Genomic DNA, 22503 nt, shown 5'->3' with positions numbered 1-22503 from the left:
GTCGTGGGCGGGGTCGGTCGCCGCGTCAGTCGGACGTCCGGGCGACCTGGACGTTCTCGAGGACGCCGAGCGCGTCGGGGACGAGGACGGCCGCCGAGTAATAGGTGCTGACGAGGTAGGAGATGACCGCCTGGTCGTTGATGCCCATGAAACGGACGTTGAGGCCCGGCTCGTACTCGTCCGGGATCCCGGTCTGCCGCAGACCGACCACGCCCTCGTCGTCCTCCCCCAGCCGCATCGCCAGGATCGACGTGGTCCCCTCGTCCGAGACGCGCAGCTTGCTGCAGGAGAAGATGGGCACGCCCCGCCAGGCGATCGAGCGCTGGCCGCACGCCTCCGCCTCGCCGAGGGCGATGCCGCGCTTGTTGCACTCGCGGCCGAAGGCGGCGATGGCCTTCGGGTGGGCGTAGAACGCCCTGGTGGAACGCCGCATGGTCAGCAGCTCGTCCAGGTCGTCCGGGGTGGGCGGGCCGGTGTGGGTCGAGATGCGCTGGCCGTGGTCGGCGTTGTGCAGCAGGCCGAACTGGCGGTTGTTGACCAGCTCGTCCTCCTGGCGCTCCCGCAACGCCTCGATGGTCAGCCGCAACTGCTGCTCGACCTGGTTCATCGGGTCGTTGTAGAGATCGGCGACACGGCTGTGGACGCGCAGCACGGTCTGCGCGACGCTCAGCTCGTACTCGCGCGGCGTCAGGTCGTAGTCCACGAACGTGCCCGGGAGCACGGGTTCGCCGGAGTGGCCGGACGAGAGGGCGATCTCGGCCTCGCCCTTGCGGTTGCGCGGCAGTTCGCCCTCGGCCTCGCGCCGCGCCACGTGCGCCCGCAGCGGCTCGTGCTGCCCGGCGATCTCCTCGTACGCCTGGCGGGGCAGGGCCAGCAGGATGACGGCGGTCAGGGCGCGGGCGGTGAACTCCCAGGACCCCGGCTCCTCCCCGAGGACCTGGCCGCCGATGAACCCCCCGTCGGCGACGAGACCGAGACGGGTCTCCTCGCCGTACGGGCCGGTGCCGACCCGCTCGACCTTGCCGTGCGCGATCAGATAGACGTGGTCGGCCGGCCGGCCCGCCTCCGCGATCACCTGGCCGGGGCCGAACTCGCGCTGCTCGAAGCGCCCGGCCAGCGCCTGCAGGGCGTCGGGCTCCTCGAAGCCGTGCAGCAGCGGGAGTTCGCCCAGCTCGGCCGGGATCACGCGGACGGCGGCCCCTTCCTGGACGAAGGTCACCCGCCCGTCGCCGACCGTGTACGCCAGGCGCCGGTTGACGCGGTACGTACCACCGCTCACCTCCACCCAGGGCAGGGTCTTCAGCAGCTTCCGCGAACTGATGCCCTGCATCTGCGGAACGGTCTTGGTGGTCGTCGCCAGGTTCCGCGCGGCGGCGATGCCCAGGCTCAACTGGGTCCGGCCCGCGGAGCCTTCGGGCTGCTCCGGCGTCACTGCGGTCATTCCGGTGTCCTTTCGGGAGGGCGGCGGGATTCGCGGATGCCGTGGCGCGGCGGGCGGCCAGGGCAGGATGACGCAGGGCGGACCACGGTGGATCCGGCCGTGCGGGGATGGCGCGCAACCGCCCCTCGGCGGAAGGCCGTTGCGGCGCCTTCGGTGCGCAAGTGAATCAGTGCGTAACGATGAAGGTCGAGAGTGGTGAGAGGGGTGGGTGCCTCATTCCCGCCATTCGCACAAGACCCCAGGCCCGTACGCCACTTGCTCCCCATGCGCACCCGGCGCCCGGGGCGTGTGCGCGGCGGGCGCACCGCGCCGGCCCGCACCCGACCGGCCGGTGAATAAAATCGAACTGCGCCATTCGCCGGCCGCTGGCACGGAGCCGATGATGGCGTGAAACTCCCCGGCGGACGGGGGCCGTCGCGCCCGTCCGCGCAGCGCGGGCGCGGGCGGGCGCGGTGTGCCGCCCCGGCGCGCGACCGTACGGACCGGCGCGGGGAGCGGACGAGGGCGCCGCCCCGCCGCCGGGCGGAGACCGCTCCCGGCGGCCTGCCGGTCCGCTCCGCCTCACCGTCCGGTCCGTTGCCTCGCCCCGGGCGTGTCGTTGGACCGATGGGGCAGCGGACGCGGGGCTGTGCGGCCCCCGTTCCTCCGCCCCGCAGGCGAACGGAGAACGCCCTCGTGCGAATGACCGACATCCAGCGGTGCGAGGTACGGCCCGGGCTGCTCGTCGAGTGGACGCTCGACCCGGCGGTGGCCGGGGCGGCGGCGGACGCGCCGGAGGACCCCCGGCCGCCGGCGTACGTCCAGGAGTCGCACATCCGCACGGCGCGGTCCGTGCGCGAGGACGGGCTGTTCGTGCCGACCTGGCTCGGCACGGCGTTCGACCTGCGCGCCGCGGCCGGCCTCGACACCCTGCAGGAGGCGTTGCGCACCTGGACGCTCCGGCACGAGACGCTGCGCAGCGGCTTCCGCTGGTCCGGCGACACGATGCGCCGCTTCACGCTCCGCGCCGAGGACGTGGCGCTGCGGCGCACCGTCGTCGGCCACTTCGCCGACGCGGAGGCGCTCGTCGCCTGCCTCCAGGACCGCTTCGACGTCATGGCGGACGCGCTGAGCTGGCCCAACTTCCTCTACACGGCCGTCGTCCGGGACGACGGCACGAGCGTCTACATGGCGTTCGACCACAGCAACGTCGACGCGTACTCGATCCAGCGCATCCCGGCGGAGATCCACGCGTTGTGCGGCCCGGCCGGGGAGGGGAAGGGGGAGGGGGAGTCCGAGCCGACCGGCAGCTACATCGACTTCTGCGGCGTCGAACGCGCGAACGCCGACCGGATCGACGACGGGCACGCGATCGTCGCCCGCTGGCGGGAGTTCATCAGCCGCTGCGACGGCCGGCTGCCCAACTTCCCCCTCGACCTCGGCCTGGAGCCCGACGGCAAGCTCCCCACCCAGAAGCTCCTGCACGAGATGCTCGTGGACGCGGGCACGGCCGCCGCCTTCGACGCCAACTGCCGCGCCCACGGCGGGAGTCTGGCCGGGGTCCTGGCCGCGACGGCCGTCGTCGTCCACCGCCTGGGCGGCGCACCGGTCTACCGCACCGTCGTGCCCTTCCACACCCGGGTCAAGTCCCGCTGGCTCGACTCCGTCGGCTGGTACGTCGGCGGCGCCCCGGTCGAGATCGACGTGACCGGCGCGGACGACTTCCGCACCGTCCTCGAACGCGTCCGCGCCGCCCTCCGCGCCGCCGTCCCCCTGGCCCGCGTCCCCGTCGCCCGCGTCCTGCGCCTCCTCGGCGCCGACTTCCGCCCCACCTCCCCCGACCTCTACTCCATCGTCTCCTACGTCGACGCCCGCTCCATCCCCGGCTCCGCCCACTGGACCGCCCAGAAGGCCTACGGCCTCGTCCGCGTCTCCTACGGCGACCAGGTCTGCGTCTGGCTCACCCGCCTCCACGAGGGCCTCCAACTCGCCGCCCGCCACCCGGACACGGGCCCCGCCCACGCCAGCATGCGGCGGTACGTCGCCCAACTCCGCTCGCTGATCGCCGAGGTGGCGGGGGAGGGGGCGGGGGTTCGGCTCTGAGGGGGGTGTTCCGTCGGCGCGCTGTCCGGAGCGGGCCGTCCGGCGAATTGCTCGCTTGTGCCCCGTCGGCATCGGGCCGGCGGCAAAACTGGTCGGCTTCCGGCCAAGTGCGGGGAGTTCGGGGCGTTCACGCCTCATGTATTTGTGAGACTCGCCACCGGGAACGTGCTGGCTCCAATGGGAGGTGTCATGGCGGGGCGTCCTGGTCAGTACTACCGCGCGGGGCATTGGGTGAACCGGCCCACGGGCGGGCGGAAGCGGCCGAAGAAGACATTGGCCGGAGCGGCCGCTATGGCGCTGCTGGTCATCGGCGCGAAGTTCGGCCTGTTCTCCGGAAGTTCCGGAGACGGTGACGGTGTGCGGGAGCAGCATTCTCCGACTCCGGCCGTCTCGGCCACGCCGAGGTGACCGGCTCAGGGCTGTCCGTCAGTGTTCGCCCGGGCCGCGGCCGGGCCTTTCTTCCGGGGCTGCGCGCGGAGAAGAGCTTTGAACCGGCCGCGAGTGGACTTCGGCGGTGCCGGTCGCGGGGCCGGGACAGTCTTGAGCCGACTCCACGCGGCTTTCCATCGGGCCATGTCCGCGGCGGGAATGCCGCAGGCGGCCAGATAGGTCTCGACTGTCGTCCATCTCCGGGGAAGATCGGCGCGGTTCAGGAGCCTGCTGATACTGCCCGCTGACAAGGGGCCGGAGGCGCGTTCGGACAGCTCGCGCTGTGTTCTGCCGCTGATCGCACGGGCCAGGGCGAGCCCGTGGAGGAAATCGGTGGTGTCCAGGAACAGATCCGGCTCCGGCCATCCGGGGGCGCTGCCGGGCGGGCTCGGCGGTTGTGCGACCGGGGGCCGGTATGCGGCATTGCGGCCCCAGACCAGTTCGCCGGCCCGGTTGCGGGCGCGTCGTTGCGGAACAGGACGGTTCCTGGCCGCCAGGACGGACCGCAGGTGCAGGTAGAGGTCGTCCAGTGTCAGCCACGGGTCCCCACCGGGAACGCCGTTTTCGAGCGTGGCCAGAAGTTCACCGGTGAAGGCGGTGAAGCGTTCCCCGGGCGGAGCCAGTGCGACGCCGGTTTCAGGCGCGGCGGCCATCAGGAAACTGCCGTCGATCCATGCCTGATCGGCCAGGGCGTCGGGGCCCGACATGCTGCCGAGTGCGCGACCGCTGAAACAGCAGTCGAGGACGATCACGTGGCGGTCGGCCCGGCCTTCGCCGATGGCCTCGCGCAGCCACGCGTAGGGCACCGCTGTGCGCCCGAGGCCGGGGCGGGAGTCGGGAAGTCCGAGGTGCAGTTCCTGCTGCTGGTTCAGCAGCCCGTGCCCGGCGAAGTACACGAACAGGGTGTCACGTGCTGCCCGGGCCGCCGCGCTCACGGGCTCCAGCATCTGCTCCAGACACGTGGGTTCCGCCACCACCGTGCAGTGCTCGGTGTCGAGCCCCCAGCCGGACGGGCCGCACACCACCTCAGCGAGTGCGGGCAGGTTGTTGGCCACCCCCGGCAGGTCGTCGAGGTGCGTATATGTGCTGACCCCGATCAGTACGGCGCGGGACAGCCCGGGCTCCGGTATCCGGTTCACGGGTGCGTACTGCCCGTCCCGCGCCCCGCCGCGCTGTTGAGGGCGGTGACGATCCTCTCGATCTCCTCCGGCGTGGCATGGTTGAGGCTGAGCTCCACGTCACCGTGCCGGATCGTGACACGGTGTGGCTGTGGCCGCGTCCGACGCCATGTCACCAGGGACAACACGAAGGACGCGGCACTCCATCCGTTCTCCGTGACCAGCTGCACGGCTTCGAGCCAGCCTCCCATGGCACCGCTGCCTGCCGGCCGCTCCGCGAGGGAGACCTCGGCGAACCGCCGCACGGCGGAGTCCCCCGCCAACCAAGTACTGAGCGATCTCAGCGCCTCGTCCTGATCCTGCTCCTCAACGCGCACTTCGATCAGCGTCATGTCGAGCCCCCTTCGTCCCGGCGGTCATCGTTCATCGTGCCTCAAATCGACGACCACGACTGGCCGATCGGTGTGGACGGTCGTGAAGCGCCGTCGTCATGACGTGGCCGCCGACCGCGAGCTGCGGCGACCACCGACCCCGCCAGCTGGAAGGCTGGCCGCGCACCCTTGGAGGAGACTGTGGCCGTCGCCCCCGGCATCGCGCACTGTTCGCGGAAGTCCAGCGGATCCGCGCCCAAGGGCGTCAAGGTCGAGTACACCGACGGCACAATCATCATGCAGACGGCGCGACATGCGTCCATCAGCGCCATCTGTTCCACCTGCGTCGGCAGCTCGATGTGCATCAGCCGGACGGCTCCGCCGACGCAGGACACCGATCTCGGATCCCTCACGCGGCGAAGCTCCGCAACCCCGACCTCACTTACCTACCCGAGGAGGTCTTGGAGAGCGAGAGGAATACGGCGCCGGCCGACGTCGCGCTCATTGCAGTGGAGATCGTCTCTCCGTCGAACCCGGAGAACGACTGGGTGGGAAAGCTTCGAGACTACGCCGTCATGCGCATCCCGCTCTACCTGATCGTAGATGTCCGCAATTCCATGGTGACACTGTTCTCCGAGCCCGACCACGATCGCTACCACACCCGCACCGACCGGAAGTTCGGCGAGACCGTCCACATTCCCGAGCTCTTCGGATTCGACCTGGACCTGTCGAGGTTGGACCCCTACGGCTGACGATCCCGGTCGGCGAGCGACGCCCGCAGACGATCCAGCCCGCGCAGCACCTCGTCACGGTTCTTCGCCTGCTTGATCCATGCCGGGAGGCGGCCGACGAGCCCCATCTTGCGCCACGGCTCGTGCCAGGGGTCGTGCTCGCGGAGCGTCGCCTGCACGTACTGCCGCAGCAGGGCAAGGTGTTCGGGGTCGTACGCCCACAGGAGGCCGTGGCGGGTGCGGGTCTGGAGCCACAACAACGCCTGGAAGCAGGGTTCGTTCATCTCCGGGGCGCCGTACCACCGGAAGACGACCGGCCGCCTCTCGTCGCGCCGCCGGGCCAGCCCGCAGTGGCGGCAGACGAGCCGCCGTTCCCCGAACCACGCGGGCGCCGCGTCGTCGGCTTCGCGGGGGACGGTGACCACCCGGGCCCGCCGGTCGCACCTCGGGCAGCGCACGAGCACCTCGCCGGTTCGGGCGAAGTGGTGCTTGTCGTGTCCGGGGTCCCGGAAGCGCGGGGGTGGGGTGGTAGGTGTGGGCATCGCAAACGGCTCGGTCATACGGGGCGGTCGAGGCGGATTGCCTGAAGGCTGCCATTTCCGGTGACGAGGTACAGGACACCGTCCCATGCCCGAGGAATGCCCTGCTCGGCGGGCTTCCAGAGCAGGTCCTCACGCTCACCCGGGAGGCGTCGCCGGGTGTCCAGGTCCCACCCTTGGAGCACCCCCGCCCGGCTCACCGCCCAGGCCGAGCTGCCCGCGAGGTACGCAGGGGTCATGAGGGCGGCGGCTCGCCGGGGTGTGCTTTGCCACGTGACCGTCCCCTCGGCGCTGTTCAAGGCGATGAGCCGGCCGGGGTCCCAAGACGTGATCAGCACGTGTCCGCCCATCGCCACGGGCTGGGTGCGGAGGGACCTGGCGACCTTGGTTGTCCAGCGATGCTCTCCGGTCAGCGCGTTCCACGACGAGACGTGGCCGTCGGGGTGAGCCAGAAGGAAGGATTTCTCGCACGCCGTCGGTTTGCCGACGACCCCGTTGCTCAGTTGTTTCTGCCAGAGCAGGCTGCCGCTCTGTGCATCGTACGCGGCCAACCGCGGCGCGCCGGCGCCGACTTCCGAAGATATCGCGAGGAGTGTGTCGTCGGAGATCAGCCAGCGTTCCGGAGGCAGCAGACGGAGCGGTTCGGGCCACCGGGGTTGACCGGATTCGGCATGCAGAGCCTGAAGCGTCCAGGGCCGGGACGAGCCGGGGCTGGTCCAGGTGACGAACACGCTGTTGTCGACGACGCGCGGAGCTTCGAGGAAACCCGGTGGTGTCGGCTCAGGACGCCAACCCCACAGAAGCCGACCTGAGTCCGCGTCATACGCGTGCAAGGCGCCCTGCAAATCCGGTACATAGAGCGTGCCACGATCGCATACGGCCTGTGCCGCGGCGCAGTGGTCCACACGGGGGCCGGTCTCCGCTCCGGACCGGATGTCCCGGGGACGGAGTGTGTTCCCCATCCCTGAGAGGAAGACGGTGGTGCCGTCCACGGGCGGCTGGTTGTTGTGCCCCATCGGCTTCGGCCCCCACAGGGGCTCGCCCGAAACGGCGTCGAAAGCGTGGAGCACGTAGCCGTCCACGACCAGCAGTGCGTCGCCGTGAAGGTGGGGCTGGCAGGCCCCCGGCCGCAAACGATTCGAACATGACCATAGAGGACGCGGGAGACCCCGGACTGCGGCCCGCCCGCGGCGGGGCCGTGGCGGTTTGGGCAGAGGGGCTGTTCCCTCGTCGGGAATGAATGACAGGCCGCGCAGGGCCCGGAGCAGGGACTCACGGGTCACGGTCGCACCAGCGGGGGCGCAGTCGCTCGCGAATTCCCTCAGCCGTGAGAAAAGGGCGTCACCGTCAGCCGCTTCCGTCCGGGCGGTCACCGGCAGCAGACGCTCCACGGCCGCCGTACGGTCCGGAGGGCGAACTCCCTCCAATCGAAGGTCCAGCACCGACAGGTGGGCCAGAAGCCGCCAGGTAAGGGTGTCAGACGTGCACCCCGCGTCAGGGGCACCGGCGCTCACGGCAGCCGCGACCAGCCCCTTGAGGTTCGCGAGTGCGCTGCGGTCCGACTTGTTGAGCCGCCCTGGCTCGGCCACGCGGCGATGGAACACACCGGCGCTGCCGGCGGCGACAGCGGCGGTGGTCAGGGCTTGCAGCGACGCTGCGCGGGGATAAGGTGCGGCCACGGCCAGGGCCAGCTGCCACCGCCCCGCGGTCATAAGCGTCCAGCGTTGCCGCAGGGTCAGCAGAAACGACTTCATCAACTCGACCGAGAGTGGATCGCCAGGGGTGAGTTTCGGGCGCCGCCGCACGGCGATCGACATGCGGTGGGTGGTGCCCTTGTCGGTGAGCCCGGTGACCAGGTAATCGTCCACCGCGGCGACAGCACGGGCCTGAAACCGGATTTCGACCGGCGTGACATGGTCTCCCAGGCCGGGGACCGGTGTACGGGTGAGCAGGTATGAGAGCAGGACGGCACCGAAGTGGTGCTCGAATACGGTCCCGCCCCCGCCCGTCGAGTACGGACTTGCGCCGGCCGTTGCGTTCATCTGGGCCCTGTCCCTCCCGGCCGCCTGCGCGAGTATTGCTTGCTGCGTCTTTTGCGCAGCGTGAGGCGGGTACGAGCTCGCCGCCCGAAGTTTACGTGTCGCGGCCGTCGGCCCCTTTCGCGCAGTGCAGGCCACGGGCAGTGACTACGAAGGGAAAGGGCCGCATACGGACGAGGGCCGCCACCCCACAGCAGGGGTAGCGGCCCTCTTCACACTGATGTCGTCACGCCAGCGCACCGGCCAGGCGGTGGCGCAACAGTGCCCTTTAGATGTCGAAGTACAGCTCGAACTCGTGCGGGTGCGGCCGCAGCTGCATCGGGGCGATCTCGTTCGTGCGCTTGTAGTCGATCCAGGTCTCGATGAGGTCGGCGGTGAAGACGCCGCCGGCCTGGAGGTACTCGTTGTCCGCCTCGAGGGCGTCGAGGACGGCCGGGAGGGAGGTGGGGACCTGGGGGACGGTGGCGTGCTCGTCGGGGGCGAGCTCGTAGAGGTCCTTGTCGATCGGCTCGGCGGGCTCGATCTTGTTCTTGACGCCGTCGAGGCCGGCCAGGAGGAGGGCCGAGAAGGCGAGGTAGGGGTTCGAGGACGGGTCGGGGGCGCGGAACTCGACGCGCTTGGCCTTCGGGTTGGAACCCGTGATCGGGATGCGCATCGCGGCGGAGCGGTTGCGCTGCGAGTAGACCAGGTTGACCGGGGCCTCGAAGCCGGGGACCAGGCGGTGGTAGGAGTTCACCGTCGGGTTGGTGAAGGCGAGCAGCGAGGGGGCGTGCTTGAGGATGCCGCCGATGTAGTAGCGGGCGGTGTCGGAGAGGCCCGCGTAGCCCTGCTCGTCGTAGAAGAGCGGCTCGCCCGCGTTCCACAGGGACTGGTGGACGTGCATGCCCGAGCCGTTGTCACCGAAGATCGGCTTCGGCATGAAGGTGGCCGTCTTGTCGTTGCGCCAGGCGACGTTCTTCACGATGTACTTGAAGAGCATCAGGTCGTCGGCGGCGGCGAGCAGCGTGTTGAACTTGTAGTTGATCTCCGCCTGGCCGGCCGTGCCGACCTCGTGGTGCTGGCGCTCGACCTTGAGGCCGGCCTTGTCCAGCTCCAGGGAGATCTCCGCGCGCAGGTCGGCGAAGTGGTCGACCGGCGGGGCCGGGAAGTAGCCGCCCTTGTAACGGACCTTGTAGCCGCGGTTGTTGACCTCGGAGCCGGTGTTCCAGGCGCCGGCCTCGGAGTCGATGTGGTAGAAGGACTGGTTCGCCGACGTCTCGAAGCGGACGTTGTCGAAGATGTAGAACTCGGCCTCGGGGCCGAAGTACGCGGTGTCGGCGATGCCGGTGGAGGCGAGGTACGCCTCGGCCTTCTTCGCCACGTTCCGCGGGTCACGGCTGTACTGCTCGCCGGTGATCGGGTCGTGGATGAAGAAGTTGATGTTGAGGGTCTTGTCGCGGCGGAACGGGTCCACGCGGGCGGTGGAGAGGTCGGCGCGCAGGGCCATGTCGGACTCGTGGATGGCCTGGAAGCCACGGATGGACGAGCCGTCGAAGGCCAGCTCCTCGGCGGGGTCGAACGCCTCCGCGGGGATCGTGAAGTGCTGCATCACGCCCGGCAGGTCGCAGAAACGGACATCGACGAACTTGACGTCCTCGTCCTTGATGAACTTCTTGGCGTCGTCGCCGTTCTGGAACATCCAACCCTCCTAGCCCGGCCGCCAGCGGTCGGGGATTGCTTCGGTGGTGCTGCGGCCGACCCTAGAGAGACCGGATTTCCCGGGCATGACCCGTTTGTTTCGCCGAGGTTAACCGGGCCGGGGCCGAAACGTGACCGGAACGCGCGGCCGGAACACGACGACGGAGGGGAACGCCCGCCGTGATGCGGGCCACCCGGGCGGTGGGAAACGTATGCGACCCCAGTACCGTGGACGGGTGGACAAGAGGCAAGCAATCGGCTCGTGGCTCTCCGGCCCCCGCGCGGCCGCGGAGGAAATGGGTGTCGACTTTGGTTACCGGGGCGAGCGCCTCGGCCTGCCGGAGGACGGGCCGGGCTCGGTGGCCCCGCTCGGCCGGCGATTCGGAGCGATCTTCATCGACTGGGCCCTGTGCCTGCTGGTCGCCAACGGGCTGATCGCCCAGGGCAACGCGCACCGGGCCGGCAACTGGGCGATCCTCGTCTTCCTGGTGCTCAGCATCCTCACCGTCGGCACGATCGGCTGCACGCCGGGCAAGCGGCTGCTGCGGCTGCGCGTGGTGAGCGAGAACGGCGGCCGGCTGACGTTCCCGCGGGCGGTGCTGCGCAGCGTGCTGCTGGCGCTGGTCATCCCCGCGGTGATCTGGGACCGGGACACGAGGGGACTGCACGACCGGCTGTCGAAGGCCGTTCAGGTCCGGATGTAGCACGCCCCGGACATAGCACGCTCCGGATGGAGCGCGCGGAGACGGATGACGAAGGAGGGCGGGGCCGTTGCAACGGCCCCGCCCTCCTTCGTCATCCGTCTCCGGTGTCTCAGCGACCCCGCGGCATCCGCATGCCCTTGCCGGGCAGCGGTCCCTTGGGGATCGGCATGTTGCTCATCAGGTCGCCCAGCGCCCGCAGGCGGTCGTTCACGACCGTCACCTGGGCGCCCGGCAGGACGCGCGGCAGCTTCAGCAGCGTGGTGCGGAGCTTCTTCAGCGGCACCTGGCCCTCGCCGTCACCCACGATGAGGTCGTGGACGGGAACGTCCGCGACGATGCGCGCCATCCGCTTCTTCTCGGCGGCCAGCAGGCTCTTGACCCGGTTGGGGTTGCCCTCGGCCACGAGCACGATGCCGGCCTTGCCGACGGCCCGGTGCACCACGTCCTGGCTGCGGTTCATCGCGACCGCGGGCGTGGTCGTCCAGCCCCGGCCGATGTTCTCCAGGACCGCGGCCGCGGCCCCCGGCTGGCCTTCCATCTGCCCGAAGGCGGCGCGCTCGGCGCGGCGTCCGAAGACGATCGCCATCGCGAGGAAGGCCAGCAGGAAGCCCAGGATGCCCAGGTAGACCGGGTGGTCGATCCAGAAGCCGATGGCGAGAAGGACACCGAAGGTGACAATGCCCACAGCCGCGACGACAAGACCGACCTTGGAATCGACCTTCTTGGTCATCCTGTAGGTCAGGGCGATCTGCTTCAGTCGCCCGGGGTTCTCGGTTGTTTCCTTCCTCGCCATAAGGCGAAGTTTACGTGGCCTGCGGGCCCGCGGCCGCCGCGGCCTCCAGGAGGCTCTGGGCCTCCCGCCGCGCCCGGGCGCGGCGGCGGTCCTCCAGGACGGCCGACCAGGCGTTGCGCCGTGCGGTGCGCTGCCCCCCGCGCATCAGCAGCCCCTCCAGGGCCCGCAGGGCGCCGGTGAGCGAGGGCGGGCGGACGGCGAGGGTGGAGGGCAGGGCGGAGAAGGCGCGGGCGGTCGTCACGGGGGCGGGCGGCGCGGCCTGCATGTCGTGTCCTCTCGGGGCGGGAGGGGGGTGAGAGGGGTTCCGGTGTTCGGGGAGCGAGCAGCTGTGCGTACGCACATCGTCACCGAACGGTGTTACCGACGCGTGACCGGTTGGTCAAAAGCTATGAAACGTTGACGCGGCCCTGCTCTCGACGGAGAGCGGGACCGCGTCAAGGAAATCCCTGGCCTTGTGCCGCAGCTTCGCTGCGCTTCGCCTCTTGCTGGTCGAGCTTCGCGGCGCTTCCGCTGCGGCCGGGTGCCCGCCCTCGTGCCTCGGACGGACCCCCAGCCTACGCTGCAGCTTCGCTGCGCTTCTCCATGGCCTGCTGGTAGAGCCGACCCGCGCGGTACGAGGACCGGACGAGCGGGCCCGACATGACGCCCGCGAAGCCGACCTCCTGGGCCTCCTGCTGGAGCTCCACGAACTCCTGCGGCTTGACCCAGCGCTCCACGGGGTGGTGGCGCACGCTCGGCCGCAGGTACTGGGTGATGGTGATCAGCTCGCAGCCCGCGCCGTGGAGGTCGCGCAGCGCCTCGCTGATCTCCTCGCGGGTCTCGCCCATGCCGAGGATCAGGTTCGACTTCGTGACCAGGCCGTACTCACGGGCCCGGGTGATGACGTCGAGGGAGCGCTCGTAGCGGAAGCCGGGGCGGATGCGCTTGAAGATCCGGGGGACCGTCTCGACGTTGTGCGCGAAGACCTCGGGGCGGGAGGCGAAGACCTCCTCCAGCAGCTCCGGCACCGCGTTGAAGTCGGGGGCCAGCAGCTCGACCTTGGTGTGACCGCCCTCGCGGCCCGCCGTCTGCTGGTGGATCTGGCGGACCGTCTCGGCGTAGAGCCAGGCGCCGCCGTCCGGCAGGTCGTCGCGGGCGACGCCGGTGATCGTCGCGTAGTTGAGGTCCATCGTGACGACGGACTCGCCGACGCGGCGCGGCTCGTCGCGGTCCAGGGCCTGCGGCTTGCCGGTGTCGATCTGACAGAAGTCGCAGCGCCGGGTGCACTGGTCGCCGCCGATGAGGAACGTCGCCTCGCGGTCCTCCCAGCACTCGTAGATGTTGGGGCAGCCCGCCTCCTGGCACACCGTGTGCAGGCCCTCGCGCTTCACCAGACCCTGGAGCTCGGTGTACTCGGGGCCCATCTTCGCCCGGGTCTTGATCCACTCGGGCTTGCGCTCGATGGGGGTCTGGGCGTTCCGGACCTCAAGACGCAGCATCTTGCGTCCGTCGGGTGCGACAGCGGACACTCCGGCTCCCTATGGCTTCGATTCTTCGGCGGACACCAGGGTACGCCCGTTCGTTCTTACGTTCTTCCGCCCGGGCAACCGATGAGATCGCGGTCGCATTCCCGGGACCGCCCGAGGCCGTCAGACGGCCCGCGGCAGCGGCTCCGCCGATTCCAGCACCTCGCGCAGGTGCTTCTCCACCACGGGCAGCGCCTCCTGGACGGTGACCCGGCGGCCGAGCTCCTCGGAGAGCGAGGTCACCCCGGCGTCCCGGATGCCGCAGGGGACGATCCGGTCGAACCAGGTGTTGTCGGGATCACAGTTGAACGAGAAGCCGTGCATGCTGATGCCCTTGGCGATCCGGATGCCGATGGCCGCGAGCTTGCGGTCCTCGCCGCGCTGGCCCGCGTTGGAGGGGGCGTACTCCGGGCCGCTGAGCCGCGGGTCGAACTCCTCGTCCGCCGGGCGGGCGGGCGCGAGGTCCAGGGTCAGGCCGCCGGTGTCCGGCCGGCGCCGCTCCTCGCCGAGGACCCAGACGCCGCTGCGCCCCTCGACCCGGGTCGTCTCCAGGCCGAACTCCGCGCAGGCGCGGATCAGGGCCTCCTCCAGGCGGCGGACGTGCGCGACGACGTCCACCGGGCGCGGGAGCTTGAGGATCGGGTAGCCGACGAGCTGGCCGGGGCCGTGCCAGGTGATCTTGCCGCCGCGGTCCACGTCGATGACGGGCGTCCCGTCCAGGGGGCGCTCGCTGTCCTCCGTGCGCCGTCCCGCGGTGTAGACCGCCGGGTGCTCCAGCATCAGCACGGTGTCCGGAACCTCGTCCGCGAAGCGGGCCGCGTGCACCCGGCGCTGCTCCTGCCACGCCTCCTGGTACTCGACGGCGTCCGCCCCGAAGCCCAGCCGGACAAAGCGCAGCTCACTCACGGCAGCTCCTCTTCCAGTCCTCTTCGATCGCTTTGCGGCACCCGACCCGGTACGTCCCGTCGGATCCGGTGCCCCCGCCACTGTACGGCGGCCTCCGAAACGGCTGCGGACGAGCCCCGGACAAGATCGACTCGGAACGCTTTTCCGTGCCTATTTGATCTGTCTCTGATCTGTCCTCACACGATCGGATGAATGCGGGGCGAAGGTGGCGTTCGGGGCGGCTGGGACCGCTAAATTCGCGCCGTTCCCAGAATGGCGATCAGGGAGACCGGGCAGGTTGATGACGGAACGACCCCCACAGCGCATTCCCAACCGCCAGCTCGCCGCGCTCATCGCGGAGGCCGGCTTCTCCAACGCGGGGCTCGCACGTCGCGTCGATCAATTAGGGCTGGAGCACGGCCTCGACCTGCGCTACGACAAGACCTCGGTCACCCGCTGGCTCCGCGGCCAGCAGCCGCGCGGCACGACTCCGGCGCTCATCGCCGAGGTCTTCACGCGGCGGCTGGGCCGGCGGCTGTCCGCGCAGGACCTCGGGCTGGACGCGTGCGCCCCGGTCTACGCGGGGCTGGAATTCGCCGCGTCGCCGGCGGAGGCCATTGACATCGTCAGCGGCTTGTGGCGAAAGGACTCCGGCAGCCACACCGAGCTGCGGAAGATCGCGTTCACGCCGGCGGGGCTGGTGGTCCCGAGCCGGGACTGGCTGATCGGCCGGCCCGACGACCGGGTGGCGCGCAGTGCGGCGCCGCCCGCGGGCGGCGGCGCGCCGGGCGCGGCCCCCGGGGAGGGCGGCCCGCGGCCGCCCGACCGGCCGCGTCCCGCCGTGCCCCGCCAGCGGGCCGAACGGGCGCCGGGCGGCCGGGTCTCGATGGGCGACATCGCGGCCCTCCGCTCGGTCGGCGAGCTCTTCCGCACGCTCGACCACGCGTACGGCGGCGGGCACGCCCGCCAGGCCCTCGTCCGGTACCTGGAGCACGAGGCCGAGCCGATGCTCCGCGGGACGTACGGCGAGGCCACCGGGCGGCGGCTGTTCGGCGCCGCGGCCGACCTCACCCGGCTCGCCGGGTGGACGTCGTACGACATCGCCGCCCACGGCCTCGCCCAGCGGTACTACGTGCAGGCCCTGCGCCTCGCGCAGGCCGCCGGCGACCGGGCCTACGGCAGCTATGTGCTGGTCACGATGAGCCGCCAGGCGGTCTACCTGGGGCACGGGCGCGAGGCGGTGCAGCTCGCGCGGGTGGCCCAGCAGGGCGTCGGCTCCGGTGCCCCGCCGGTCGTCCAGTCCCTGCTGCACGCCATCGAGGCGCGCGGGCACGGGGTGCTCGGCGAGGTGCGTGCCTGCTCCGCGTCGCTCGCCCGCGCCGAGCGGGCGCTGGAGACGGCCCGGCCGACGGACGACGTGCCGTACTGGATCCGCTTCTTCGACGAGGCGGAGCTGGCGGACGAGTTCGCCCACTGCCACCGCGACCTCCAGCAGTGGCGGGCCGCCGCGCAGCACGCCGAGCGCTCCCTCCAGCTGCGGGCGGCCGGGTACGCCCGCAGCCGCCTCTTCTGCAAGGTGGTGCTGGCCTGTGCCCGGCTCGGGCTCGGGGAGCTGGAGCAGGCGTGCCAGCTCGGCGCGGAGGCGGCGCAGGCGGCGGGCGAGATGCGCTCGGTGCGGGCCGTGGAGTACGTCCGCGAGTTCGAGCGCCGGCTCGAGCCGTACCGCGACGCGGCGGCGGTCCGGGCGTACCGGGAGAAGGTCGCGGCTCTCTGAGCGGGCTGGGCGGGCTGAGCGGGCCGGGGCGGGTGGCCGTGCCCGGTTCCACTCCGGGCGTGGCCTGCTCTCGGCCTGTTTCCGGCCCGCTCCGGGTCCGCTCGGGCGCGGGCGTTGTGCGGCGGGGCCCCTCGGGGCTCGCCGTGGCGCGGCCGCGGCCGGCGTGGACGGACCCCCGGTCCGGGGCAACTGCCCCGGACCGGGGGTCCGTTCATGGGCGGGCCCAGGCCCCCGGGGTCGTTCCCCAGGGGCGGGGCCCAGTCGGAGGGCGGACCGGTGGGTGGTGGCGCGGGGGCGAGGGAGTGAGGGGTGTGGGGTGTGGGGGGTGGGGTGTGGGCCGGGGGCGGCCCCCTGTCGTCCGTCGCCCGTTGCCGGTCGGCATGGGCGCTGGGTGCCGGGCGCCGGGCACGGGCACGGGATGCCGCCGCGAGCGCCCAAGGGGCGGGGCGGGGCGGCCGAAAACCCGCTGATCCCCGGCGCGTTGGGTCCCGGTGGTCCCGGTGGTCCCGGTGGGACCGTGCAGCTGGCCCGGACCGGCCGGCCGGGCGGCCCGCCCTGCAGCCCGCTACGCGGCCCGCAGGGCCTCCATGCCGTAGCCCGGGCGGATGCCCAGGTCGCGGAGGAGGGCGTGGGCCGCGCGGCGGCCGGAGAAGAGGGCGCCCTGGACGGTGCTGGTGTCGCGGTGGTCGCCGCAGACGTACAGGCCGGACAGGAGGCGCACCGGGCGGCGGATGTCGTGCGGGGCCGGCATGGCCGGGACGGCGTCGGGGTCGTGCCGGGCCGCCAGCAGCTCGAAGTCGCGCGGGGACGCGCCGTGCAGACGGGCCAGTTGGGCCCGCGCGACCCGGTCGAGCTCGGCGACGGGCAGGGACGCGGCGGAGCCGAGGACGGTGGAGGTGATCAGGGTGCGGCCGGCGGGGGCCCGGCCGGGGTCCACCTCGCTGGCCACCGTCGTGTGGGCGATCGGCCCGCCCCGGCCGCCGGTCACCACCAGGGCCGCGTCGCCGGACGGCGGCTCGGCGGTGGTGTGGTGCAGCACCGTGACCGGGTGGAACCCGGGCAGGCGCAGGCCGGGCAGCAGCTCCGCGGCGGCCCGGGCACCCGTGGCCACGATCACCGAACGGCAGCTGATCTCGCCGTGCCCGGCCGTCGTGACGGAGGTGATGCCGGCGGAGGTGACCTGGACCCCGGTGCGCACGGTGCCGGGCGGCAGCATCGCCGCCAGCAGCTCGGGCACCGCGCCCGCGCCGCCGGCCGGCAGGCAGAGCCGTCCCCGGGCGAAGCCGCGCAGCACGAGGTCGGCGCACCGGCTGGACGTGCTGAGGTCCGGGTCGGACAGCAGGGAGGCCAGCAGCGGGCGCAGCAGTCCCTCGACCGTACGCGTCGGCAGCCCGCGGCCGGCGAGCGTGGCGGCGGTGGGGCGGTCGGGGCGGGCGAGGACGCGTTCGACGGGCAGCGCCGCGAAGCGGGTGAGCGCCGCGTCCAGCCGGGCCTGGTCGAGGCCGGTGGTGCGGGAGGTGCGGGCGGCGCTGGCGAGGGCCCGGGCGGTGGTCAACGCGCGCTTGGCGCCCCGGGTTTCGCCGATGCGGTGGTTGCGGCCCTCGGCGTGGACGACGACCCCGGGGACGAAGGGGCGCAGGACGAGGGCGCCGAGGCCGGGGGTGCGGCGCAGGTCGGGGAACGAGGTGCTCAGCAACTGCCCGGAGCGGTCCAGGCGGAAGCCGTCGAGCAGGTCCGTGGTCATGCGCCCGCCCGGATGCGGAGCGGCTTCCAGCACGGTGACGGTGACACCGGCGTTGGTGAGCTGATGTGCTGCGGAGAGACCGGCGAGGCCGGCTCCGACGACGACGACATCGGCGTGCTGTGCGGTGTGGCGTGCGCTGCTGGCCACGTGCCCTCCCGGGGTCGGTCCGCTCGCTCGGGGGCGTGATGCCCCCAACGGGCTGCGACGATGCGCGAGTTCGCCTCGACCGTAGAGAGAAATCCGGTCAATAACAGTCGCGCACGGGAAGAGCACGGTCGCACGGTGGTCGCACGGCCCACGGTCCCGTGCCCCGCAATCATCGGGCGGAAGCGCGGTCCTCCTCGGCGAGTGCCGCGCGTACGGCGCTCTCGACGTCCGGGTGCGCGAACGTGAAACCGGAACCCAACAGCCGTCCCGGCAGCACTCGTTGACTGGCCAGCACGTCCGAGGCCATCCCGCCCAGCGCGAGCCGGAGCGCGGGGGCGGGGGCGGGCAGCAGCGCCGGGCGGTGCAGCACGCGCCCCATGACGCGGGCGACCTCGCGGTTGGTGACGGGGAGGGGCGCGGTGAGGTTGACCGGGCCGGCGAGCGCCTCGGTCTCCAGGATGTGGCGCAGGGCGGCGACGTGGTCGTGCAGGCTGATGAAGCTCCAGTACTGGCGGCCGTCGCCGAGCGGGCCGCCCAGTCCCAGCCGGAACAGCGGGAACAGCCGTTTCCAGGCGCCGCCGTGCCGGCTCACGACCAGCCCGGTGCGCGCCAGGACGGTGCGTACGCCGGCGTCGGCGGCTGGGGCGGCGGACGCCTCCCACGCCCGGCAGACGTCGGCGAGGAATCCCGCGCCGGGCGCCGCGTCCTCGTCGAGGGTCTCGTCCCCGCGGTCCCCGTAGATCCCGATGGCGCTCGCGCTGACGAGGACGGCGGGCGGGGCGTCCAGGGCGGCGATCGCCCCGGCGACGGCGGTGGTGCCCAGCACCCGGCTGTCGCGGATCTCCTCGCGGTACGCGGCCGTCCAGCGGTGGTCGCCGATGCCGGCGCCCGCCAGGTGCACGACGGCCGCGCAGCCGGCCAGCGCGCCGGGGTCGAGCCGGCCGCCCATCGGATCCCACCGCACCTCGGACGCGCTCCGGGGCGCGCGGCGGACGAGGCGCCTGACCTGGTGGCCGTCCGCCGTCAGGGAGCGGACGAGGGCGGAGCCGATGAGTCCGGACGAGCCGGTGATGGCGATGCGCATGGGGACCACCCTGTCACTCGGTCAGGATCTGAAGCGCTCCCACAGCGCGGGGAAGCGCTCGGCCAGGACGGCGTCGTCCTCCGGGTCGAGCGGGGTGCCCTGTGGTTCCTCGGGGGCGGGCGGCAGGGCCAGGTCCGGCATCCGGGCGCCGGTGAGCTGCTCGTACGCCTCGTCCGCCGCGAAGCCCAGGTCCTCGCCGTCGCCGTCCGTCTCCTCGTCGAAGTCGTCGAGCAGGGTCGCGAGCCGGTCCGGGTCGTGCACGGCGCCCTCGAAGACCTCCCGCCCCTGGCCGATCAGCCAGCAGCGGAAGTAGTCGAACGCGTCCTCGCCCGCGCCGCCGAGGATGACGGACGCCGCGCCCCACAGGTCCCAGAGGTAGGCGCGGTTGTAGCGGACCTCGAAGTGCCGGGCGAAGTCCATGACGCCCTCCGGGTCGAGCCGCATCAGCCGCTCGACCAGCAGGTCCGCCTGGTCCTCGACGTCACCGCCGGCGGCGGCCCGGGTCTCGTCGACGATCTCCCAGAACTCCGTCTCGTCCATCACGCCAACAGCATCCGTCCTGGCCCCCGGGGGCGCACGCGGAGGGGGCCGGAAGCGGCCGCCCCGGAATACCCGACAGAAGATGTCGGGTATCGCTGCGAGGGTCCTTCCGACGGCCGGACGTGACCGAACACGACCGGACACGAAGAGGGAGGACGACGTGAAGGCATCGCTGGAGGGCAAGGTCGCGCTGGTCGCCGGGGCGACGCGGGGCGCGGGCCGGGCCATGGCCGTGGAGCTGGGGCGCGCCGGGGCGGTCGTCTACGCGACGGGGCGCACGACGCGGACCCGCCGGAGCGAGGTCGGGCGGCCCGAGACGATCGAGGAGACGGCGGAGCTGGTGACGGCGGCCGGCGGCACGGGGATCGCCGTCCCCACCGACCACCTGGTGACCTCGCAGGTCCGGGCGCTCGTCGAGCGGATCGAGCGGGAGCGGGGGCGGCTGGACGTGCTGGTCAACGACGTGTGGGGCGGGGACCACCTGCTGGAGTTCGGCAAGAGGCTGTGGGAGCTGGACATCGACCGGGTGCTGCGGATGCTGCGCCTGTCGCTCGACGCGCATCTCATCACCAGCCACTGCGCGCTGCCGCTGCTGATCCGGCGGCCCGGGGGGCTGGTCGTGGAGATCACGGACGGGACCGAGGAGTTCAACCGGGCGCACTACCGGGAGCATCTCGTGCTCGACGTGGCGAAGTATGGCCCGTTCCGGATGGCTTCCGGGCTGGCGGAGGAGCTCCGGGAGTACGGGGGGACGGCGGTGTGCGTCACGCCCGGCTTCCTGCGGTCCGAGGAGATGCTCGACCACTTCGGGGTCACGGAGGCGAACTGGCGCGACGCCGTCGCGAAGGACCCGCACTTCGCGGTAGCCGAGTCGCCCGCCTTCATCGGCCGGGCGGTGGCGGCGCTGGCGGCGGATCCGGAGCGGGCGCGGTGGGGTGGGCGGTCGGTGTCGAGTGGGGAGCTGGCGCGGGTGTACGGGGTGCGGGATGTCGATGGATCGCAGCCGGATGCGATCCGGTACTTCGAGGAGGTGGTGTTCGGGGGGAAGGGGGTGTCTGTGGACGAGTACCGCTGAGGTGGGTGGGCGGGTGGGGGTGCCCCGGACCCGCCCTTTCACCGTTTCTTCCGGGGCTGCGCCCCGGGGGCGGCCCGCGCTTCGCGCGGTGGGGGCTGCGCCCCGGGCAGGAGCGCGCTCCGCACGGTGGCGGGGCTCCGCCCCTGCACCCCACCGGGGGCTGCGCCCCCTGGCCCCCCGATCGCGGCTTCGCCGCTCGTCCTCAAACGCCGGACGGGCTGAATTGGCAAACGCCGGGCGGGCTGAATCAGCCCGTCCCAGGGGTACTTCCTCCGGAGGAGCTTGAGGACGGCTGCCGGAGCGCGGGGTTGCGGGGTGCCGGGCGGAGTCCCGAAGCGGGGTCCAGGGGGTGCAGCCCCCTGGGGCGCAGGGGCGAAGCCCCGCCACCGCGCGGAGCGCGGACCCGCCCAGGGCGCAGCACCCGTGGGGTGCAGGGGCGAAGCCCCGCCACCGCGCGGAGCGCGCTCCCGCCCGGGGCGGAGTACCCGTGGGCGCAGGGGCGCAGCCCGCCACCGCCCGGGGCGCGGTCCCCATGGGGAGCCAGGGGGGCGAAGCCCCGCCCCCACGAAGCGCGCTCCCGCCCGGGGCGCAGCACCCGTGGGGTGCAGGGGCGAAGCCCCGCCCCGCGCCCGCGAAGCGCGGAACCGCCCGGGGCGCAGGGGCGAAGCCCCGCCACCGCGCGGAGCGCGCTCGCGGCCCCGCCCCCCGGGGCGCAGCCCCCACCGCGCGAAGCGCGGGCCGCCCCGGGGCGCAGCCCCGGAGGAAACGGTGAAAGGGCGGGGCGGGGAGAGAACCCCCTCACGACCCCCGCCCATACAGCCGCACCATCCGCCCCACCGCCGCCACAAACCGCTCCCGCAACCCCACAGGCTCCAGCACCTCCCCCTCCGGCCCCAGTGCCAGCAACTGCTCGTAGGCCACGTCGAGCCCCTCGACGGCCAGCGTCACCGTGACGCAGCCGTCCGCGTCCGGCGGGTCCGCCGCCGCGAGCGCCTCCTCGCCGGAGCGGCGGTCCACGAGGTGGGGGAGGCGGCGGGCGCCGGCTGGGGTCAGGCGCAGGACGACCCGGTCGCGGAGGAGGGAGCGGGCGAAGAGGGCCGCGTGCTCGTCCCAGAAGGCGGGGAGGTCGAAGGACTCGTCCCGGCGGAAGCGCGCCCCGGCGGCGGCGGTCACGGCGGTGAAGCGGTCGGCCCGGTAGGAGCGGAAGGATCCGTCCACACGGGCGACGACGTACCAGGTGCCCGCCTTGAGGACCAGTCCGTACGGCTCCAGCACGCGCTCGACCTCGGCCCCGTCGCGCCGGCGGTAGCGGACGGTCACGGGACGGTCGTCCCACACCGCGTCGGCGACGGCGGGCAGGAGCGGCGGGGGAGCGGCCGGCTGCCACCAGCCGGGCGCGTCGAGGTGGAAGCGCTGGGCCGCGGTCGAGGGGGCGTCGCGGAGTTCGGGGAGGAGCGCGGCGGAGACCTTGAGCCGGGCCGCGGAGGCCGCGTCCGCCAGGCCCATGGCCTGGAGCGCGGAGGGCACGCCGGAGAGGAAGAGGGCTTCCGCCTCGGTGCGGCCGAGGCCGGTGAGGCGGGTGCGGTAGCCGCCGACGAGGCGGTAGCCGCCGGAGCGGCCGCGGTCGGCGTAGACGGGGACGCCCGCCTCGGAGAGGGCGAGGACGTCCCGGGCGACGGTGCGCTCGGAGACCTCCAGCCGCCGCGCCAGCTCGGCACCCGTCATCAGCGGACGGGACTGGAGCAGCAGCACCAGTTTGATCAGTCGGGCCGCACGCATGCGGTCCAGCATGGCAGGGGCCGACGACAGGAACCCGTGCGCCCAG

The 22503-nt window shown here is 72.6% G+C and carries 20 protein-coding genes; 5 read left to right on the top strand and 15 right to left on the bottom strand.

The genetic code is table 11. The features are described 5' to 3' along the window. Positions 1-25: 25 nt before the first annotated feature. The gene (locus AC230_RS09045; protein ID WP_049715552.1) at positions 26-1441 is read right to left on the bottom strand and encodes a family 2B encapsulin nanocompartment shell protein; all 1416 of its coding nucleotides are present in this window, start codon (positions 1439-1441) and stop codon (positions 26-28) included. Positions 1442-2122: 681 nt separating this feature from the next. On the opposite strand from AC230_RS09045, the gene AC230_RS09040 reads away from it, so the two are divergent. Next, complete coding sequence (locus AC230_RS09040; RefSeq protein WP_049715551.1) at positions 2123-3523, top strand: condensation domain-containing protein; 1401 nt, start codon at positions 2123-2125, stop codon at positions 3521-3523. Between the two features lie 413 nt (positions 3524-3936). On the opposite strand, the gene AC230_RS09035 is transcribed toward AC230_RS09040, so the two are convergent. The 3 genes from AC230_RS09035 to AC230_RS33520 are packed head-to-tail and all read right to left on the bottom strand — an operon-like array spanning position 3937 to position 5806. Beyond that, the gene (locus tag AC230_RS09035; protein WP_049715550.1) at positions 3937-5091 is read right to left on the bottom strand and encodes a caspase family protein; all 1155 of its coding nucleotides are present in this window, start codon (positions 5089-5091) and stop codon (positions 3937-3939) included. After that, entirely contained in the window at positions 5088-5462 is a 375-nt protein-coding gene (locus AC230_RS09030) for an effector-associated constant component EACC1 (RefSeq protein ID WP_049715549.1), read from the bottom strand. The genes AC230_RS09035 and AC230_RS09030 overlap by 4 nt, the downstream gene beginning before the upstream one ends. 41 nt (positions 5463-5503) lie before the next feature. Beyond that, a complete protein-coding gene (locus AC230_RS33520; RefSeq protein WP_241833144.1) occupies positions 5504-5806 on the bottom strand; it encodes a hypothetical protein in 303 nt (100 codons plus the stop codon). Here AC230_RS33520 and AC230_RS09025 point away from each other — a divergent pair. Then, positions 5801-6193: a Uma2 family endonuclease gene (locus AC230_RS09025; protein ID WP_241833143.1), complete on the top strand. Its 393-nt coding sequence runs from the start codon at positions 5801-5803 to the stop codon at positions 6191-6193. The genes AC230_RS33520 and AC230_RS09025 overlap by 6 nt on opposite strands. On the opposite strand, the gene AC230_RS09020 is transcribed toward AC230_RS09025, so the two are convergent. The 3 genes from AC230_RS09020 to glnA all read right to left on the bottom strand — a co-directional run bounded on the left by AC230_RS09020 (position 6184) and on the right by glnA (position 10428). Then, on the bottom strand, positions 6184-6714 hold the full coding sequence (locus tag AC230_RS09020) for a hypothetical protein (protein ID WP_049715548.1): 531 nt from the start codon (positions 6712-6714) through the stop codon (positions 6184-6186). The two genes, AC230_RS09025 and AC230_RS09020, sit on opposite strands and share 10 nt — an antisense overlap. Before the next feature lie 14 nt (positions 6715-6728). Continuing rightward, complete coding sequence (locus AC230_RS09015; protein ID WP_049715547.1) at positions 6729-8753, bottom strand: outer membrane protein assembly factor BamB family protein; 2025 nt, start codon at positions 8751-8753, stop codon at positions 6729-6731. A gap of 265 nt (positions 8754-9018) precedes the next feature. Then, positions 9019-10428, bottom strand: coding sequence for a type I glutamate--ammonia ligase (gene glnA / locus AC230_RS09010; protein WP_049715546.1), 1410 nt, complete (start codon positions 10426-10428; stop codon positions 9019-9021). A gap of 235 nt (positions 10429-10663) precedes the next feature. Here glnA and AC230_RS09005 point away from each other — a divergent pair, with 235 nt between their 5' ends. Beyond that, positions 10664-11131, top strand: coding sequence for an RDD family protein (locus AC230_RS09005; RefSeq protein ID WP_078871078.1), 468 nt, complete (start codon positions 10664-10666; stop codon positions 11129-11131). Positions 11132-11240: 109 nt separating this feature from the next. Here AC230_RS09005 and AC230_RS09000 read toward each other — a convergent pair whose 3' ends face one another. From AC230_RS09000 to lipB, 4 genes are all read right to left on the bottom strand, one after another. Further along, positions 11241-11924, bottom strand: a complete 684-nt coding sequence (locus AC230_RS09000) for a DUF4191 domain-containing protein (protein WP_049715544.1) — start codon at positions 11922-11924, stop codon at positions 11241-11243. A gap of 10 nt (positions 11925-11934) precedes the next feature. Further along, positions 11935-12189, bottom strand: a complete 255-nt coding sequence (locus AC230_RS08995) for an SCO2195 family GlnR-regulated protein (protein ID WP_049715543.1) — start codon at positions 12187-12189, stop codon at positions 11935-11937. Positions 12190-12478: 289 nt separating this feature from the next. Continuing rightward, positions 12479-13432: a lipoyl synthase gene (gene lipA / locus AC230_RS08990; RefSeq protein ID WP_049715542.1), complete on the bottom strand. Its 954-nt coding sequence runs from the start codon at positions 13430-13432 to the stop codon at positions 12479-12481. A gap of 120 nt (positions 13433-13552) precedes the next feature. After that, a complete protein-coding gene (gene lipB, locus AC230_RS08985; protein ID WP_049715541.1) occupies positions 13553-14335 on the bottom strand; it encodes a lipoyl(octanoyl) transferase LipB in 783 nt (260 codons plus the stop codon). 280 nt (positions 14336-14615) lie between these two features. On the opposite strand from lipB, the gene AC230_RS08980 reads away from it, so the two are divergent. Then, positions 14616-16088: an NsdA family TPR-like regulatory protein gene (locus tag AC230_RS08980; protein WP_049715540.1), complete on the top strand. Its 1473-nt coding sequence runs from the start codon at positions 14616-14618 to the stop codon at positions 16086-16088. A 565-nt stretch (positions 16089-16653) separates the two neighbouring features. Here the strand turns inward: AC230_RS08980 and AC230_RS08975 are convergent. The 3 genes from AC230_RS08975 to AC230_RS08965 all read right to left on the bottom strand — a co-directional run bounded on the left by AC230_RS08975 (position 16654) and on the right by AC230_RS08965 (position 19603). Further along, entirely contained in the window at positions 16654-17979 is a 1326-nt protein-coding gene (locus tag AC230_RS08975) for an NAD(P)/FAD-dependent oxidoreductase (protein ID WP_049715539.1), read from the bottom strand. A 169-nt stretch (positions 17980-18148) separates the two neighbouring features. Beyond that, the gene (locus AC230_RS08970) at positions 18149-19063 is read right to left on the bottom strand and encodes a TIGR01777 family oxidoreductase (RefSeq protein ID WP_049715538.1); all 915 of its coding nucleotides are present in this window, start codon (positions 19061-19063) and stop codon (positions 18149-18151) included. A 21-nt stretch (positions 19064-19084) separates the two neighbouring features. Beyond that, on the bottom strand, positions 19085-19603 hold the full coding sequence (locus AC230_RS08965) for a DUF4240 domain-containing protein (RefSeq protein ID WP_049715537.1): 519 nt from the start codon (positions 19601-19603) through the stop codon (positions 19085-19087). 160 nt (positions 19604-19763) lie between these two features. Between AC230_RS08965 and AC230_RS08960 the strand changes: the two genes are divergently transcribed. Continuing rightward, complete coding sequence (locus AC230_RS08960; protein ID WP_049715536.1) at positions 19764-20678, top strand: SDR family oxidoreductase; 915 nt, start codon at positions 19764-19766, stop codon at positions 20676-20678. 798 nt (positions 20679-21476) lie between these two features. On the opposite strand, the gene AC230_RS08955 is transcribed toward AC230_RS08960, so the two are convergent. Then, positions 21477-22457 carry a helix-turn-helix transcriptional regulator gene (locus AC230_RS08955; protein ID WP_049715854.1) on the bottom strand — a complete coding sequence of 327 codons (981 nt, stop codon included), beginning with the start codon at positions 22455-22457 and terminating at the stop codon, positions 21477-21479. Positions 22458-22503 lie beyond the last annotated feature (46 nt).

Source organism: Streptomyces caatingaensis, assembly GCF_001187435.1.
Taxonomy (GTDB): Bacteria; Actinomycetota; Actinomycetes; order Streptomycetales; family Streptomycetaceae; genus Streptomyces; species Streptomyces caatingaensis.
This window is presented reverse-complemented; position numbering and strand designations above follow the sequence as displayed.